The sequence below is a fragment of the Tibeticola sediminis genome, from assembly GCF_003843835.1.
Taxonomy (GTDB): Bacteria; Pseudomonadota; Gammaproteobacteria; order Burkholderiales; family Burkholderiaceae_C; genus Tibeticola; species Tibeticola sediminis.
On sequence record NZ_RKQL01000001.1, the window covers coordinates 207,363 to 223,053 of the forward strand.

At 67.4% G+C, this 15,691-nt stretch carries 21 protein-coding genes and 1 tRNA gene; 13 read left to right on the top strand and 9 right to left on the bottom strand.

Annotation, left to right across the window (positions count from 1 at the left end; genetic code table 11):
- Positions 1–31: 31 nt before the first annotated feature.
- The 4 genes from EDC62_RS00975 to EDC62_RS00990 all read right to left on the bottom strand — a co-directional run bounded on the left by EDC62_RS00975 (position 32) and on the right by EDC62_RS00990 (position 4,657).
- On the bottom strand, positions 32–2,905 hold the full coding sequence (locus tag EDC62_RS00975) for a 2-oxoglutarate dehydrogenase E1 component (protein ID WP_124219468.1): 2,874 nt from the start codon (positions 2,903–2,905) through the stop codon (positions 32–34).
- A gap of 208 nt (positions 2,906–3,113) precedes the next feature.
- A complete protein-coding gene (locus EDC62_RS00980) occupies positions 3,114–3,473 on the bottom strand; it encodes a Rieske (2Fe-2S) protein (RefSeq protein WP_124219470.1) in 360 nt (119 codons plus the stop codon).
- Positions 3,474–3,561: 88 nt separating this feature from the next.
- A complete protein-coding gene (locus EDC62_RS00985; protein ID WP_124219472.1) occupies positions 3,562–3,978 on the bottom strand; it encodes an SLC13 family permease in 417 nt (138 codons plus the stop codon).
- A gap of 247 nt (positions 3,979–4,225) precedes the next feature.
- Positions 4,226–4,657 carry a helix-turn-helix domain-containing protein gene (locus EDC62_RS00990; RefSeq protein WP_124219474.1) on the bottom strand — a complete coding sequence of 144 codons (432 nt, stop codon included), beginning with the start codon at positions 4,655–4,657 and terminating at the stop codon, positions 4,226–4,228.
- Between the two features lie 177 nt (positions 4,658–4,834).
- On the opposite strand from EDC62_RS00990, the gene EDC62_RS00995 reads away from it, so the two are divergent.
- The 13 genes from EDC62_RS00995 (at position 4,835) to EDC62_RS01045 (ending at position 12,324) form a co-directional block, all read left to right on the top strand.
- A complete protein-coding gene (locus tag EDC62_RS00995; RefSeq protein ID WP_124219476.1) occupies positions 4,835–5,047 on the top strand; it encodes a DNA-binding protein in 213 nt (70 codons plus the stop codon).
- A gap of 334 nt (positions 5,048–5,381) precedes the next feature.
- Positions 5,382–5,494 (top strand) — tRNA-Arg (locus EDC62_RS12935).
- Positions 5,495–5,532: 38 nt separating this feature from the next.
- Entirely contained in the window at positions 5,533–7,182 is a 1,650-nt protein-coding gene (locus EDC62_RS01000; RefSeq protein ID WP_170158996.1) for a transposase domain-containing protein, read from the top strand.
- Between the two features lie 25 nt (positions 7,183–7,207).
- Positions 7,208–8,128: an AAA family ATPase gene (locus EDC62_RS01005; RefSeq protein WP_124219480.1), complete on the top strand. Its 921-nt coding sequence runs from the start codon at positions 7,208–7,210 to the stop codon at positions 8,126–8,128.
- A gap of 2 nt (positions 8,129–8,130) precedes the next feature.
- Complete coding sequence (locus EDC62_RS01010) at positions 8,131–8,394, top strand: hypothetical protein (protein ID WP_124219482.1); 264 nt, start codon at positions 8,131–8,133, stop codon at positions 8,392–8,394.
- A complete protein-coding gene (locus EDC62_RS01015) occupies positions 8,391–8,876 on the top strand; it encodes a hypothetical protein (RefSeq protein WP_124219484.1) in 486 nt (161 codons plus the stop codon). The genes EDC62_RS01010 and EDC62_RS01015 overlap by 4 nt, the downstream gene beginning before the upstream one ends.
- Positions 8,858–9,124 carry a hypothetical protein gene (locus EDC62_RS01020; RefSeq protein ID WP_124219486.1) on the top strand — a complete coding sequence of 89 codons (267 nt, stop codon included), beginning with the start codon at positions 8,858–8,860 and terminating at the stop codon, positions 9,122–9,124. Before EDC62_RS01015 ends, EDC62_RS01020 begins: the two co-directional genes overlap by 19 nt.
- A 51-nt stretch (positions 9,125–9,175) precedes the next feature.
- Positions 9,176–9,580, top strand: coding sequence for a phage protein GemA/Gp16 family protein (locus tag EDC62_RS01025; RefSeq protein WP_170158997.1), 405 nt, complete (start codon positions 9,176–9,178; stop codon positions 9,578–9,580).
- Between the two features lie 14 nt (positions 9,581–9,594).
- Positions 9,595–10,074 carry a hypothetical protein gene (locus EDC62_RS01030; RefSeq protein WP_124219490.1) on the top strand — a complete coding sequence of 160 codons (480 nt, stop codon included), beginning with the start codon at positions 9,595–9,597 and terminating at the stop codon, positions 10,072–10,074.
- A complete protein-coding gene (locus EDC62_RS01035) occupies positions 10,067–10,432 on the top strand; it encodes a hypothetical protein (protein ID WP_124219492.1) in 366 nt (121 codons plus the stop codon). Before EDC62_RS01030 ends, EDC62_RS01035 begins: the two co-directional genes overlap by 8 nt.
- Entirely contained in the window at positions 10,429–10,656 is a 228-nt protein-coding gene (locus tag EDC62_RS13270; protein WP_425469934.1) for an NrdR family transcriptional regulator, read from the top strand. Before EDC62_RS01035 ends, EDC62_RS13270 begins: the two co-directional genes overlap by 4 nt.
- A complete protein-coding gene (locus tag EDC62_RS01040) occupies positions 10,589–11,974 on the top strand; it encodes a structural protein (protein ID WP_124219494.1) in 1,386 nt (461 codons plus the stop codon). Before EDC62_RS13270 ends, EDC62_RS01040 begins: the two co-directional genes overlap by 68 nt.
- Positions 11,956–12,324: a hypothetical protein gene (locus tag EDC62_RS01045; RefSeq protein ID WP_124219496.1), complete on the top strand. Its 369-nt coding sequence runs from the start codon at positions 11,956–11,958 to the stop codon at positions 12,322–12,324. Before EDC62_RS01040 ends, EDC62_RS01045 begins: the two co-directional genes overlap by 19 nt.
- Here the strand turns inward: EDC62_RS01045 and EDC62_RS01050 are convergent.
- Genes EDC62_RS01050 through EDC62_RS01070 form a run of 5 tightly spaced genes read right to left on the bottom strand, consistent with a single transcriptional unit; the run spans position 12,291 to position 15,690 of the window.
- Positions 12,291–12,497 carry a hypothetical protein gene (locus tag EDC62_RS01050; RefSeq protein WP_124219498.1) on the bottom strand — a complete coding sequence of 69 codons (207 nt, stop codon included), beginning with the start codon at positions 12,495–12,497 and terminating at the stop codon, positions 12,291–12,293. The genes EDC62_RS01045 and EDC62_RS01050 overlap by 34 nt on opposite strands.
- The gene (locus EDC62_RS01055) at positions 12,487–13,011 is read right to left on the bottom strand and encodes a hypothetical protein (RefSeq protein WP_124219500.1); all 525 of its coding nucleotides are present in this window, start codon (positions 13,009–13,011) and stop codon (positions 12,487–12,489) included. Before EDC62_RS01055 ends, EDC62_RS01050 begins: the two co-directional genes overlap by 11 nt.
- Positions 13,008–13,496: a lysozyme gene (locus EDC62_RS01060; protein WP_124219503.1), complete on the bottom strand. Its 489-nt coding sequence runs from the start codon at positions 13,494–13,496 to the stop codon at positions 13,008–13,010. The genes EDC62_RS01055 and EDC62_RS01060 overlap by 4 nt, the downstream gene beginning before the upstream one ends.
- A complete protein-coding gene (locus EDC62_RS01065; RefSeq protein ID WP_124219505.1) occupies positions 13,493–13,918 on the bottom strand; it encodes a phage virion morphogenesis protein in 426 nt (141 codons plus the stop codon). Before EDC62_RS01065 ends, EDC62_RS01060 begins: the two co-directional genes overlap by 4 nt.
- Positions 13,915–15,690 carry a terminase large subunit domain-containing protein gene (locus EDC62_RS01070; protein WP_124219506.1) on the bottom strand — a complete coding sequence of 592 codons (1,776 nt, stop codon included), beginning with the start codon at positions 15,688–15,690 and terminating at the stop codon, positions 13,915–13,917. Before EDC62_RS01070 ends, EDC62_RS01065 begins: the two co-directional genes overlap by 4 nt.
- Position 15,691: the final 1 nt, after the last annotated feature.

The window sequence follows — 15,691 nt, forward strand, 5'->3', positions numbered from 1 at the left end:
GATGGGTTACGCCAATGCGCGCGAGCGCGCCTTACTTGGAGAGAACGAAGCCGCGCAACTTCGCAAATGCGCCTTCGACGAGCGCCTTTTGCTGCTCCTGGTGCAGATGCGCGTATCCAACGGCGGGCGATGCCGAAGCGGCACGGCCCGAATAGCCCAGCTTTTGCCCCGGCTGCATGTTTTCGTGGATGTTGTGCTGGATGAAGAACCACGCGCCCTGGTTTTGTGGCTCGTCCTGGCACCAGACCAACTCCGTCGCATTGGGGTACTTGCGCAGCTCTGCGGCGAAGGACTTGTGCGGGAAGGGATAGAGCTGCTCGATGCGAATGATCGCCACGTCGTCGGCGCCCTTTTCTTCACGCTTCTTGACCAGCTCGTAATAGACCTTGCCCGAGCAAACGATGACGCGCTTGACCTTCTCTGCCTTGATCGGTTTGAGCTCCCCGATGACGGTCTGGAAACCGCCCCGCGTGAACTCCGAGATCGGCGAAGCGGCATCCTTGGCGCGCAGCAGCGACTTGGGCGTGAAGATCACCAGCGGCTTGCGCAGGTTGCGCAGCATCTGCCGACGCAACACATGGAAGATCTGACTCGCCGTCGTCGGCTGCACGAGTTGCATGTTGGTGTCGGCGGCCAGTTGCATGAAGCGCTCGACCCGCGCGGAGCTGTGCTCCGGCCCCTGCCCTTCGTAGCCGTGCGGCAGCATGAGCGTGATGCCGTTGAGTCGGCCCCACTTGACTTCGCCCGAGGCGATGAACTGGTCGATGACGACCTGCGCGCCGTTGGCGAAGTCGCCGAATTGCGCTTCCCAGATCACCAGCGTGTTCGGGTCTGCGGAGCCATAGCCGTATTCGAAGCCCAGCACCGCCTCTTCCGACAGGATCGAGTCGATGACATGGAACGGCGCCTGATTTTCGGAGACATGCTCGAGCGGCACATAGGTCCCCTCGTCCCAGCGTTCGCGGTTCTGGTCATGAATGACGGCATGCCGGTGCGAGAAAGTCCCGCGGCCACTGTCTTCGCCCGAGAGACGCACGCCATAGCCGCTCGAGACGAGCGACGCGAAGGCCATGTGCTCGCCCATTCCCCAGTCCACCGCGATCTCGCCGCGCCCCATGGCTGCGCGATCGTCGTAGACCTTCTTCACCAGCGGGTGCGGCGTGATGTTCGCAGGCAGCGTGGTGATCCGCTCGGCCAGCCGCTTCCACTCGGCCAGCGGAATCGCGGTGTCGGCCGCATCGGTCCATTTCTTGCCGAGGAATGGCGACCAGTCGACCGCGTACTTGCTCTTGAAGTTCGTCAGAACCGGGTCGACCGTGTGGCGTCCGGCGTCCATCGCGGCGCGATAAGCCTTGACCATCTCCTCGGGCTCTTCGGGCCGCAACACGCCCTGGGCCACGAGTTTGTCGGCATAGAGCTTGCGCGTGCCCGGATGCGCAGCGATCTTTTTGTACATCAAGGGCTGCGTGAGGCTCGGCGTGTCCTGCTCGTTGTGCCCGAGCTTGCGGAAGCAGACGATATCGACCGCCACATCCTTGGCGAATTCCATACGGAACTCGAGCGCGAGCTGAATCGCGAGCACCACCGCCTCGGGATCGTCGCCATTGACGTGCAGCACAGGCACCTCATAGCCCTTGACGATGTCGGTGCAGTACAGGGTGGAGCGCAGGTCGCGCGGGTCGGACGTGGTGAATCCGATCTGGTTGTTGATCACCACATGCACCGTGCCGCCTGTGGAGTAGCCGCGCGTCTGCGACAAGGCAAAGGTTTCCTGGTTGACGCCCTGCCCCGCAAAAGCCGCATCACCATGCACCAGCACCGGCAGCACCTGCGAGCCGCGCGGGTCTCCGCGACGGTCCAGGCGCGCCCGCACCGAGCCTTCGACCACCGGATTGACGATTTCCAGGTGCGAGGGGTTGAACGCAAGCGAAAGATGCACCGGCCCCCCGGCGGTCGCCACATCGGAGCTGAAACCCTGGTGATACTTGACGTCGCCGGCGGGCAGGGACTCGGGCGCCTTATGCTCGAACTCCGCAAAGAGGTCGGCGGGCATTTTCCCGAGGATGTTGACGAGCAGGTTGAGACGCCCACGGTGCGCCATGCCGATCACGACTTCCTGGCAGCCTTTGAGACCCGACCCCTGCACCAGTTCGTCCATCGCCGCGATGAAGCTCTCACCGCCTTCGAGCGAGAAGCGTTTTTGCCCGACATATTTGGTGTGCAAATAGCGCTCGAGCCCTTCTGCTGCCGTCAAGCGCTCGAGGATGTGGCGCTTCTTCTCGGCGCTGAAATTCGGCTTGCTGCGGATGCTCTCGAGCTTTTGCTGCCACCAGCGCTTTTGCGTCTGGTCGGTGATGAACATGAACTCGGCGCCCAGCGTTCCGCAATAGGTTTCGCGCAAGGCATTGAGCAGCTCGCGCAGCGGCATCACCTCGCGGCCGAAATAGGTGTTGCTCGTGTTGAATTGCGTCTCGAGATCGGCGTCCGTGAAGCCATAGAAGGAAGGCTCCAGCTCGGGGATGGCCGGACGCTCGGTGCGCTTGAGCGGGTCGAGGTCCGCCCAGCGCGTCCCGAGATTGCGATAGGCCGCAATGAGCTGCTGCACACCGACGAGCTTGCGCCCCTCTTCGCTTGCGCCCCCGGCTGCAACGACCACTTTGGTGCCGCCCTGCTTGGCGCGCTCCGCAAAGGCGTTGATGACGGGCTGGTGCGGAATGTCCCGCGCGTCGCTGCCGTCGACGGCCGGGACGTTTTGGAGGGCATCGAAATAGGCCCGCCAGTTGTCCGGCACGCTGCCGGGATTGGTGAGGTATCGCTCGTAGAGTTCTTCGACATAAGGCGCATTGCCGCCGAAGAGATAGCTATTGCCGAGATAAGCGGCGTAGACCGAAGAGGGTTCGCTCATGGTGCGCTGACTTTCGTTCCCCTAAGGGGAATCCGATCTGGTTGAACAACCTTCCGCGACACGGCTGTACCGGTTGGCGGATGCGACTGTGGCATTGGAAGGACCGAGGGGCGCAATTGTGCCACGCCGATCCCCAACACAGGCTGACGATCCGAAGGCGTGCCCACGGCCGGGCGCGCGCCATCACGGGAACTTATTCAGCGTTGCCTTAGGCGGGCTCATCGGTCTTGACGTAGACGGTCCCCGCCTTGAGCTTGACGGGAAAGGTCTTGAGCGCCCGCTCCGAGCGGACGACGTTGAGCAATTGAATTCCCGGCGGGAAATTGGCCCACTCGACCACTTCCCCACTGCGGATGTCAAACCGAGCCCGGTGCAGCGGGCACTGGATCAGATGACCGTCGATGATCTTCCCGCGCGAAAGCGGGGCGAACATGTGCGGGCAAACGGCTTGAGTGGCGTAGTACCCGTCGTCGAGGTGGTAGACGACGATCTTCTCGCCGCCCACCGTCACCGCTTTGAGTGCGCCAACCGGCAGATCTTCCGCCTTGCAAACAGGATGGAATGCCATGAATCACCTCCGTGGATCGAAAACCCGGCTCAGGCCACGCTGAATCAGTTCCCGTGATGGCGCGCGAGGCACTTGTTCAGAGTTGCCCTCAGGCCAGCGCGATCCAGACGATGGCCAGGGAGAACAGCGTAACCGGAATGCCAATGCGCGCATGATCGCGCCAGCCGATGTCGATGCCAAGGGCCTGAGCGGCATCGACGACGATGAGGTTGGCGATCGAGCCGACGAGCAACAAATTGCCGGCCAAGGTGCTGACCAACGCCAACAAAACCGCTGCGGGCTCGCCCCCGACATGCGGCAGCAGCAACATCACCGCCGGAACGTTCGAGACCAGATTCGACAGGCTCAGCGCCAGCACCAGCAAGACCCCGGGCTGCTCGATATGAACGCCGTGAGCAGCCAGCTGTGCCAGCGCATGGGCGGCCAAGCCCGTGGAAGCAAACCCGTGGTTGACGACGAACAAGCCCACGAAGAGGACCAGCAGTTCCCAATCGACGAGGCCCATGACCTGCGAGGAGTGAAAGTGTGAGTTTGCAATTGGTTTGAGAGCGGGAGGGCAAGTGGGGCGGGGTGGCGAAAATTCGTTGTGCGGCGCGGGGTTAGGCGATGTGCGGGCGGGGCGGCGTTTTGCAAGCGGGGCTGTGGATAAGCTGTGGATAAGTGATTTTGGAGCAAACGGTTTGCAAGCGTTATGCGGCAAGGCGTAGGGCGTTCAAAGGCGTTCAAATCGCGTTCGAGCAGCGCCGGCGCGATCAGGCCGTCTTCTTGAGGCGGTCGAGTTCGGCGCGCATCTGGATCAGCGCCTGCTCCAGCTCGTGCCGCCTTGCCGCGTCATGAGCGCGCGCGAACATCTCATCGAGGAAGGCGGCGGCCTCCTGTTCGGTCAATCCGGCCAGCAGGAGGCCGATTTTTTCTAGGCGGCGGGCGTAGGGGACGTCTGAAAAATCTTTATCTGGCGCGGGTTTGGGCAGCATCTCGCCTTCGCCAGTCAGCAGCCAGCGCATGTCCACGCCAGTGCGGGCGATGGCGGCGAGGGCGTCTGATCCTGGCTTGCGTTGGCCGACCTCATAGCCAACCAGCGTCGCCTTTGAAATCCCGGAACGACGCGAGAACTCATCCTGCGTGAGACCAAGAGCGTGACGCCACGCCTTGATTCTGTCCGCGATGTCTGCGTCGCACTTCATGCCAGAAAGTGCGACACGAAGTGCGACGCTTTAAGTGCGACATCCAGGCTAAAGCGCGACAAAGCGCGACCATGAAAGTGCGACATCACGACCTCTCCAAAAATTGTCAAACGACTATTGACATGTTCGTCGATTGACTACAAAATGCGCCTACCTTGAACAAAGGATACACAAAACATGAGCGCATTGACAAAGCCAATCAGGTCACCTGAGGAGGTCAGGGCCGATTTTGAGCGGCGCGGCAAGACGATCCGCCAGTTCGCCAGAGAGATCGGCGTCTCTGACCGCATCGTCTACGAGGTGCTGCGCGGCCGTTTCAAGGGTAGACGCGGGCAGGCGCACAAGGCAGCCGTTCTCCTTGGATTGAAGGACGGGGTGGTAGAAGAATGAAAGCCTTGTCGATTGACGAAATCGCCAAGGCGATAGGCGTATCAAAGCGTGCGGCTGAGCGCCGCGCCCTCCGCGAATCCTGGCCGTACAAAGAGGAGACCTGCCGGGGTGGGCGGCGGCGGGTCTACGACATCGAGGCTCTGCCGCCGGTTGTGCGCGCTCGCATCGATCGGTGGCTGGCAGAGCAGCGGCTTGCCGAAATCCACGCCGCCTCCGGCGGCGAGCCTGTCGGCGGGGTGTGCTCCAGCCCCGCTCCGTCCGGGGCCGCGCCCGCCAGCGCGGACGGCGGGCTCGCCGGCGGTGGTGGCGCTGGATGCGCCTTGGTATCACCGGCGGTAGCGCTGCCGCGCGGCGACGGTACCTGTGGCAAACCGGGCGACGGCTCGGCGAGCGCAGGCAAAGGGCATCTAACCCTTGGGGCCGGTTCGATTCCGGCCACCACCGCCACTTCTTCTTCCGGCTGCGCCGAGCCCTGGCATGCGGCGATGGAGCAGTTGGCCGCGCGGCCGGCACGGGTGCGGGATGAGGCGATGCGCCGGGCAAGGGCGTGTCTGGCGGTCAAGCGCTCGATCGACGCTGGCATGCCGGCGCGGCATGCGGTGCAGCAGGCGGCGGCGGAGGTTGGGGTGCCGGCGGGGACGCTGGCGCGCTGGTGGTGGGGGCATGGGGCGTTCGCGGGGGTGCAGGGTGCGCCGGTGGCGGCGTGGCCGGCGCTCTTGGCGCCGCGCTGGGGAGTGCAGGCGCAGCGCGAGGCGGAGATTTCCGGTCAGGCTTGGGATGCGATCCTGAGGGGGTATCTGCGGCCGGAGAAGCCATCGCTGCACAAGGTGGTGCGGGATGTGCAGGCGCATGCGGCGTCGCGTGGGTGGACGCTGCCGTCTTACGCCTCTATCGCGCGGCGGGTGGCGCGGCTGGATTCGCGCCTGGTGGTGCTGGCGCGGGAGGGGCGGCAGGCGTTCGAGGCGATGTATTCGCCGCTGCAGCGCTCGGTGGCGCATCTGTCGGCGCTGGAGTGGGTGAATGCGGACGGGCACCGGCTGGATGTATTCGTGCGGCTGCCGGAGCGCTTCGGCGGCGGGGTTGGCCGGGTGCATCTGGTGGCGTGGCAGGACATTCATAGTCGGAAGATTTTGAGCTGGCGGCTGACGCCGACGTTGAACGCGTATTCGGCACTGCTGGCATTCCTGGACATGGTGGCGCGCTACGGGGTGCCGGATCACGCGCTGATGGACAACGGGCGTGAGTTCGGCGCGAAGCTGCTGACTGGCGGGGCGCCGTGGCGGTATCGCTTCAAGGTGCAGGCGGATGAGATGCTGGGTGCGCTGCCGCTCTTGGGGGTGGAGGTGCACTGGGCGACGCCGTTCCACGGCCAGGCCAAGCCGATCGAGCGGGCGTTCCGCGATCTGGCGGAGGAGATCGCAAAGGATGCGCGGCTGGCCGGGGCGTATACGGGCAACCGACCGGATGCGAAGCCGGAGAACTACGGCTCTAAGGCGGCGGATTGGGCGCTGGTCGAGCAGGTCTGCGCGGAGGCGATCGCGCGGCACAACGCGCGCGAGGGCCGGCGGACGGAGACGGCGAAGGGGCGCAGTTTCGATGCGGTGTTCGCCGAGAGCTACGGCCGGCGTGTGGTGACCAAGCTGGCGCCCTCCCAGCAGGCGATGCTGCTGATGGCGGCGGAGCCGGTGAAGGTGCGGCCAGACAACAGGGTGGTGGTGTGCGGCAATGCGTATGCCTGCGAGCCGGGCTGGGGCGTGGCCGGGCAGAAGGTGGTGGTGCGCTTCGACCCGGACGATTTGAAGAGGCCGGTGGCGGTCTGCGCCATCGATGGGCAGCTCATCGGCTGGGCAGAGCCGTCGGTGGCGCCGTTCGATGACCAGATGGCGGCGCAGGCGGTGAAGCGCTATCGCGCTGCGGCGCGTCGGGCGTCGCGTGAGCGGCTTAGGTATCTGGAGCAGGTGGAGATGCTCACTGCGCCGGCGCCGGATGCGGCTGGCGCTGTCGAGCCGGCAGCGGTGCGGATGTTCCAGTCTGCGGGTCCTGCGCGGGATGCGCAGGAGGAGGCGCGGCTGGATGAGCTGGTGGCCAGGACGGATGCGCTGATCCTGGAGATGGCGCAGCGGATGGCTGGGTGATGACCTTAGAAAAAGGAGCAGGCAGATGGAAGTGGTAGCGGAGTCGATCGATGTGGTCAGCCGGGTGCGCGGGCTGATCGAGGCGGGCGAGGCAAGCCAGAGCCGGGTGGCGAAGGAGGCTGGGGTGAGTACTTCGGCGCTGTCGCAGGTGCTGGCGGGGTCGTATGCGGCGGATCCGGCGCGGATCGTGGAGCGGCTATCCGCGTGGATGGCGGCGCGCGAGGAGCGGGCGGCGGCGCGGCTGCCGCAGGCGCCGGCGTTCGTGCCGACGCCCACGGCGGGCCGGGTGGTGGCGGCGCTGGCGTATGCGCAGATGGCCGCCGATGTGGCGGTGATCTACGGTGCGGCCGGGGTCGGCAAGACGATGGCGGTGCAGGAGTATGCCCGCACGCGCCCGGCGGTGTGGGTGGCGGTGATGACGCCCGGGCATGCGGGGGTGACGGCGGCGCTGGAGGAGGTGGCGGCGGCGGTGGGGGTTAAGGATTGCCCACAGTCGCCGGCGCGCATCCACCGCGAGATCGTGGCGCGGGTGCGGGAGACCGGCGGGTTGATCGTGGTGGATGAGGCGCAGCATCTGTCGGTGGCGGCGCTGGATGCGCTGCGCTCGATCTTTGACGCGGCGGGGGTGGGGCTGGCGCTGGTGGGCAATGACCTGGTCTACACGCGGATGACGGGTGGGAGCCGGGCGGCTTACCTTGACCGGCTGTTTTCGCGCATCGGCAAGCGGGTGAGCCTGCGGCGGGCGCAGGATGCGGACATCGAGGCGGTGGCGAAGGCGGCCGGCGGCGAGGCCTGGCGCGAGGTGATGGAGATCGGCCGGCAGCCGGGGGCGATCCGGGCGGTGGTGAAGGTGCTGCGGCTGGCGCGGATGATGGCGCAGGCGGCTGGCGAGGCGCTGGCGGCTGCGCATGTGGCGGCGGCGCGGCGCGATCTGGAGGGGGCGTGAGGATGGTGGGTGGCCTTCTCCCACGGCCCTTCTCCCAGGGGGAGAGGGGGGTAAGCCTTATCGAGCGGATCGAGTGCGGCCTGGCGACGGTGGAGGATGCCTGGATCGTGGCGGCGCTCATGCGGCGCTTGGCTCGTTATGAGCTGACGCTCAAGGACATCGCGGTGCATGGCGACGCTGGCGCGGCGATGAAGGCGCTCGAGGCGCTGGCGGAGAGTTTCAGGAGCGTGCCCGTGGCGGCGGGCGTTGAAAAGGAGTGTGAATGATGGCCAAAGCAGCTTTGAAGAAGGTGGAAACGCAGGTGAAGGCGCAGACCGAGGCCAAGGCGGCGCAGCCTGCCGGGGTGAAGATCGTCGATGGGCAGGAGGCGCAGCTCGATGCGGCGAGCGTGCGGCTGTTGATCGAGGGCTGGCGGATCAAGGGCGAGATCGAAGCGCTGCAGGAGCAGCTCGACGGGATCAACGCGCGGCTCGTCGAGGCGCACGGGACGGGCTGCGCGCTGGTGGCGACCGGCATCTGCCGGGCGTCGATCGCCAGCCGCTCGAGCGTGAAGATCGCCGATGCGGAGCGGCTCAAGGCGGTGCTGGGCTTCCGGTTCGACGACCTGGTGAAGGCCGAGACGGTCTACAAGCCCGAGCAGAAGCTGATCGAGATGGCGTGCGACGGGGATGAGCCGCTGCAGCCGGCGATCGGGGCGTGCCTGAAGACGGCCAAGAGCGAGAGCGTGACATGGCGGGCCGAGCGGTGAGCGGCGTGTGCCAGGACGTCGAAGGGCTGTATCGCGCCGGGGCGTCTATCAAGGAGATCATGCGGCTGACCGGGCTTTCGCGCAGCTCTGTGAAGTATCACATCTACATCAAGGAGCCGCAGAAGGAGAAGAAGAAAGCCGAGCGGCGCTGTATGTGCTGCGGCACAAGGTTTGCGAGCGAGGGGCCGCATAACCGGATGTGCTGCATGTGCAGGAAAAAGGACGATTACATGCTGTTTGCCGCATGAACCCTGCCCGCGCGCGCATGGCGCGCGGGCATGTTTGATGGAGGCCGACGGATGGACAGAAAGAAGCTGATCGCGCTGGCGCACATGGCGGCGGCGCAGGTGGGCGCGGACGAGGAGACGCGCCGGCTGGTGCAGCGTCAGGTGACAGGGGTCGAGTCGTGCCGCGAGATGGACGAGGCGGCGCTGGTGCGCCTGATCCGGCACTGGCAGCGGGCCGGCGCCGCGGTGCGGCTGCCTTACCTGAAGGCCGTGAGGGCCGCTGACGACCGGTCGCCGCTGATCAGGAAGCTGGCGGCGCAGTGCCATGGGCTGGGACGGCCGTTTCCGGCGTATGCGCTGGGGGTGCTCAGGCAGATGGGCTGCACGGTGGAGCGGATCGAGTGGGCGCCGGCGCCGATGCTGCGCAAGGCGGTGGCGGCGCTTGGCTACCAGCAGCGGCGGGAGGGTGCACGGTGAGGCTGAGGTGCCCGGTGTGTCATGCAGAGACGGCCCTGGAGGCCTGGGCCGAGGAGGCGGCGGCGCGGGAGCTGTTTGGGCTGCTGGCGACGCTGCCGGATGGGGTGTCGCGCGCGCTGGTGCGCTATCTCGGGCTGTTTCGCTCGGCAAAGCGCGCGCTGGCCTGGGATCGGGCGCTCAGACTGGCGCGTGAGGCGCTGGCGATGGGGCTGGATGCCGAGGTGCTGGAGGCGGCGCTGGCCGAGACGGTGGAGGCGATGCTGGCCAAGCGCGAGGCGGGCGATGTGCGGCCGCTGGAGAACCACAATTATTTGAGGCGCGTGGCCGAGAGCGTGCAGGCGCGCACCGGCTGCACGCCGGCGCCGCGCATGGATGCGCTGGATGTCCATGGCGCGGCAGGTGAGCGTGCGCACAAGCCGTCGGCGACGGTGGACGGGGTGCTCAGGCTGGAGGCGCTCAAGCGACGCGCGCGCGGTGAGGTGGGCCATGCGTGAGGCGCCCGGCTGGCTGGTGGCGGAGGTGGCCGAGGGTATCCAGCGGCTGCTGGTGCTCAGGCTGGAGGGCTGCCCGCCGGCGGATGCGGTGGAGGCGGTGGCGCTGGCGTGGGCGGATGCCCTGATGGTGCGTGGCGGGCGGTGGGATGCGCAGCTCGATGCGCCGCGCATCCGGGCGGCGTTCCGATCGCTTGCCGCGCATGCCGATCGCTGGCCTGCGCCAGCGGCGATCTGGCAGCACGTGCCGTCGCGGCCAAGCCCCAAGGCGCTGCCAGAACCGGCGCCGACGCCACAGCAGCGCGAGCACATCCGGCAGATGCTGGAGCGCGCGCGTCAGGCACTCAGAGGTGGCACATGAACTGCCCGGCATGCGGCAGCGGCGCGGTCAGGGTGTATGGCACGGTGCGGCTGCCGGCGGCCGATGGCGGCGGGTTGATCAAGCGCTACCGCCTCTGCGGGTGCTGCGGGGCGCGGTGGGTGACGTTCGAGGAGGTCAGACATGGATCGGTGCGGCATGGCGCCACAGAGCGCAAGGCTTGCGCGGCTCAAGCGGCAGTTGATCGCCCTGCTGGCGAAGGATGAGGCGGCGTTCGAGGCGCTCGCCGAGCGGCTGGCCGCAGCGATGACGCGCTCGTGGAGCCTTGGGGTCGAGGCGGCTTTGCGGCGGGCGCTGGAAGGCCTGCGCGGCATCGATCCGGCGCGCTTTACGCAGGCTGACGAGGCGCGGATCGTGGCGGCGATCGAGGCGGAGATCGGCGATGAGGCGATGCGCCGGGCGCTCGATGGGCCGGTGGCGACGCTGCCGCAGGCGATCTATGAGGCCGAGGCGATGGCAGCGGCGCGCGCGGCGGCCGGGATCGATTACGCCTTTGGCCTGAAGGACGAGGCGGCGCTCGAGCTTTTGCGCCGGTTCGACATGCACTGGATCGGCCGGCACTGGGACGCGGGCACGCGCCAGGCGGTGACCGGCGCGGTGGCGGAGTTTTTCGAGCGCGGCTGGTCGTATGAGACGCTCGCCGAGCGGCTGAGCGAGACGTTCGACGGGATCGAGGCGCGCGGCATGGCGTACTGGCAGCTCACGGCGGATACGATCGCGACGAAGACGCGGGAGATGGGGCGCGTGGCGGGCTACGAGCAGGCGCAGGTGCGGTATCTGGAGGTGCGCGCGAGGATCGACGAGCGCACCACACCGATCTGCCGCAGCATGCACGGGCGGCTGATCCGCATGGAGACGATCCAGCAGCAGCGCGACAAGTATCTGGCGGCCATCGAGCGCGGCCACATGGAGGCGGCCAAGGCGGCCTGGCCGATGTTGGATGCGACGATGGCGTTTTCCGGCGGGACGAAGGTGCTGCCGGGCAATGTGGGGCTGCCGCCGTATCACTTCCGCTGCCGGACGGTGACGGTGGCGTATCTGGGGACGGATCCGGAGGTCGTCGAGCGGGAAGCCGACGAGATCGAGCGCTGGCAGATGGCGGCCAGGCAGCGCGAGGCGCTGCCCAGGCGCGATTTGCTGCGGCTGATCGAGCGCGCCAGGATGGCGCGGTGGGACAATCTCCGCTACGCGATGAGCCACGTGGAGAGGCACCGCGCCGAGCTTGCCGCGCAGCTCGACATCACGCCGCAGTCCATGACGCTCGATCGCTACAACGCGCTGATGGATGATCTGATCCGGCGCGGCGACCGCGAGATCGCGCTGAGCCTGCGCCGTGGCAAACTGTATGCCGAGTTTTACCGCCTGACCCATGACCATCAGCGGCTGACGGCCGTGGTGAATCTATCGGATGGCAAGCGCACGACGCTGCATGTCAAGCGCAATGCGCAAGGCGGCAGCCTGATGAATCAGGTTTTCGCGCCGCAGGGCGGCAAGGGGGTGCAGAAATGGCTTGGCGTGTTCTGAGAACGCTTTATTCGCATCCAAAAGACGATGCGTTCCTCGGTTTCTATGACGTGATCACGCAGCCGGATGCGGAGCTTTATACCTTCGACCTGGACTGGACGCTGCATCTGCGCTCGGCCTACGAGGTGGGGCGCGAGCAGGGGATGCTTGATCAGACTGCCGTGGCGGAGCTTGCCGAGATCGATGCCTTCTGGCGGGCGCACCCGCAGGCTTTCGATGCCGCTTTCGGCGATCTGATCCCGCGCATCGACCCGGCGCGGGAACTGGCTGGCTGGGTGGAGGACGAGACGGGCGCGCCGATGCCGATCCCGGCCTCTCACTGGTGGTGGCGGCTGTCGAAGGACTGGTGACGCTCCCAGTCGTCGCGGCACTCGGCCGAGCACCAGCGGCGCGCGTCCATGAGCGGCTCGCCGCACCACAGGCAATAGCCGGTGGGCGCCGGGCCTTGAGGTCGCCGTCGGGCAAGCAGCGCGGCCAGTTCGTATTCGTTCTTCGCCTGGGCGAGGTCGGCTTCATCGGCCATCGTGGGTCACCTCGTCCCAGTGGCGGATGGCGTCGATGCGGGCGCGGCAGTCGTCGTAGGCGCTGGCGGCGTTTGCGATCCACTGCGCGACGGCGGTATCGTCGGCAGGCTCGGGAGCGGCTGGATCAGCGCCGCCGGGACGCGCGGGCAGGTCGTCGGCGCCGGCGATGGCGCGGTTGAGGCGCAGCCGCAGAGCGCCAGACAGACACTCGCGGCCAGTGGACAGGCTGTAAATCTCACGTCGAACCTCCTTCAAACGCTTGTCGAACGCGGCTTTTTGCGCGGCGAGCTTTTCGGCTGCGGCGCGGTCTGCGTCCTGGGCGCGGGCGAGCAAGGCAGCAGTGCGTTCGGCGGCGGCGCGGGCGTCTTCGGCCCGGCCAGCTTCGCAGCGGGCGAGCCGGGCTTCGGCCTGTGCCGTCTCGGAAGCCGAGACTTTTGACGCCAGCGCATAGCCGCCGGCCGCGCCTGCGGCCAGCGCGGCAGCGGCGATCCAGACGGTGGGCAGCGGGATCATGCGCCCTCTCCCATGCACAGGCGGTACTCAGCCTGCCGGCGCTTGATGAGCCCCGGCAGCTCGCGCCCGCCGGCCTTCGTCCATTTGAGCAGCTCGCGGCAGGCGCCGGCGTAGTCTGGCGGGGTCTGCTTCAGGCGCTTGACCAGGGTGGATGCGCAGGCGGCGCGTTGGCCGACGTTGTAGGCCCAGGAGACATAGGCGTCCCATTCGTTTTGTGCGAGCGGCACGTCGCCGATGCAGCGGGCCAGGTCGCGGGCGATGCGGTCTGCGTCGTTGGCGAGCATGACCACGGCGCGCTGCGGGGTGACGGTATCGCCTGGCATGACGGGCCGGCCGTCTGGGTGGGTGGTGGAGCCGAACCCCAGGGTTTGCACGCCCACGCCGTCGTCGTAGGCGTGGGAGGAGTAGCCCTCGAAGCCTGCGATCATGGCCACGGCGATGGCCGAGGCGCCGAAGCCGGCGATGAGGCGTCGATTCGTGGTCATCTGCGTCTGACCTCCAGTCCAAGGGATTTGAAATGCGCTTCGAGCGCGCGCGCCATCTCTTCGCCGACGTATGCGCGGATGTCTGGCGGCAGCGGCTCGCGGGTGAAGCGTTCGGCTGCGCGGGCGAGGTAGGGGTTGGGCTTGATGCCTGGGTGCTTGACGGCCTTGACCGGGTGCGCCGCGCCTTTCCAGTAGAGGGCTTTCTTGCGCGCTGGCTTGATGACCATCGGCGGCCGGCCGTCGTGCACGGCGCGGGCGTAGAGGACATTGGTGCCGACGGTGGCTTCGCTGTCCGAAATGACGCGCGCGATGATGGATTTGTAGAGGTTGCCGGTGCGCCATGGGATATTGCCCTGGCGCTGGGCGATCTCGCGCAGGTGCTCTGCGAGCATCTGCATGAGCCGTCGGTCGGGCAGCGTCACCACAGCTCCACCTCCATGTTCGCGGCGCGGCTGACCCCGGCCATGCCGTCGAGCGCGAGCGCCAGCGCCCAGAAGCGGTCGGCATGGCCGGTGGCATCCCTGGGGGCGTCGTAGCGGATGCCGGTGGCGGTGGGGATGCGTCGCACGGCGTGCAGCTCGGCCATCAGCGCCGGGTCGCGCGGGATCGAGAGGCGCTTCTGCTCGGCAAGCCTGAGCAGGTCGAGGGCGAGCCGCTCCTTGAAGGGGGCGGAGAAGGCGCGCGGCATGACGCGCCCAGGGTGGGCGCGCGCGAGTTCCTCGGCGAGCTGCCAGCCCAGGCCGGAGCGGTCGATGGCGACCTGCTCGGGGTCATAGCGGGCGATCCAGTCCTCGATGAGGCTTCGCTGACTGGCGAAGTCCATGCCCTGCACGCTGTGGTGATGGATCAAGCGCACGCGGCCGGTGGGGGCTGCGCTCACCGGGTCGAGCAGCTCACCGACCAGCACCAGCGCGGTGCGGTCGGCGACGCGGCCCAGGTCGACGCCCAGGCGCAGGCGGCCATAGCGCGGCGCGGCGGCTTTCCTGCCAACGGGGGCGATGTCCTCGGCGATGGCATCGAGCAGGCTCCAGGGTAGAAGCGCGCCCTCTTCTTCGGCCCACTGGCACTCGAAGAACATCGCCCACGAGGCGGCGTCGAAGTTCAGCCGTAGCTCGTCGAGGCCGCCGGGCAGCGGCATGCCTTCGCGCAGGGCGTCGTGGATGGTGATGGTGTGGCGGCTGTAGTGGGTGTATTTGCCCTGATGATCGGTGGCGATCTTCCAGAAGAGATTGCCCGGCACCCAGGGGGTGGAGCAGACCGTGATGCGCCCGCCCACGCGCGTGATGGCCGGGACGACGGCGTTGAAAAGCTGATCCGGGCGCGGCGCCCAGGCGAACTCGTCGAACCACACGTCGCCGGTGTAGCCCTGGGCGGTGCGCCAGTTGGTGGACAGGGCCACGGCCTTGCTGCCAGCGATGCGGATTTCGCGGTCGGTGTCTTCGTCGATGGGCAGCCCCAGCTTTTCGGCGTGGGCGCGCAGGTGGCCCATGACCAGGCGCGCCTGGTCTTCGGAGGCCGAGACGATGATCTGGTCGCGCCCGGCGGCCAGCCCCAGCACGGCCGACAGGCCGATGACATAGGTGAAGCCGATCTGCCGGGCCTTGAGCACGCAGCGGTAGCGGGCGTCGTCCTCGATGAAGCGGCGCTGGTAGGGCAGCAGGCCGTAGTCCGGCGCCAGGGCTTTTGCCAGCAGCTCGCGGCTGGCGAAGTTGGCCACTTTGGGCAAGGGCTTGGGCTTGGGCAGGCTGCGGCGGATGCCGTCCAGCGCCTTCTGGAGCATGCGCAGGCGCAGGGTGAGTTTGTAGGCCTGGGCTTCGCCGGCGGCGCGCAGCAGCGCGGTGACCTGACTGATCTCGGCCTCGAGCTGGGCGGGGGTCTGGCGCCGGTTGGCAAGCTCCGTTTTCCAGCCGAAGTCGCGCGCCCAGACGCGCAGGGTGTTTTCCGAGACGGACAGCGCGCGGCTGATGTGGGCGATGGGTTCGCCGGCGAGATAGCGTTCGCGCGCTTCGCGGCGCACATCGATGCCGTAGCGCGGGGTCTTGCCGGGGGTGCCCGGGCCGAAGAGGCGGCGCTTTTGGGTATCGACGAACTTGCGGCTGACGCCGAAACGCTCGGCGATGGCGCCGGAGGGTTCCATGCGCTTGATGGCGGCCAGGATGTCGCGCCGCGTCTCATCCGGTATGCGAGCGGGCATA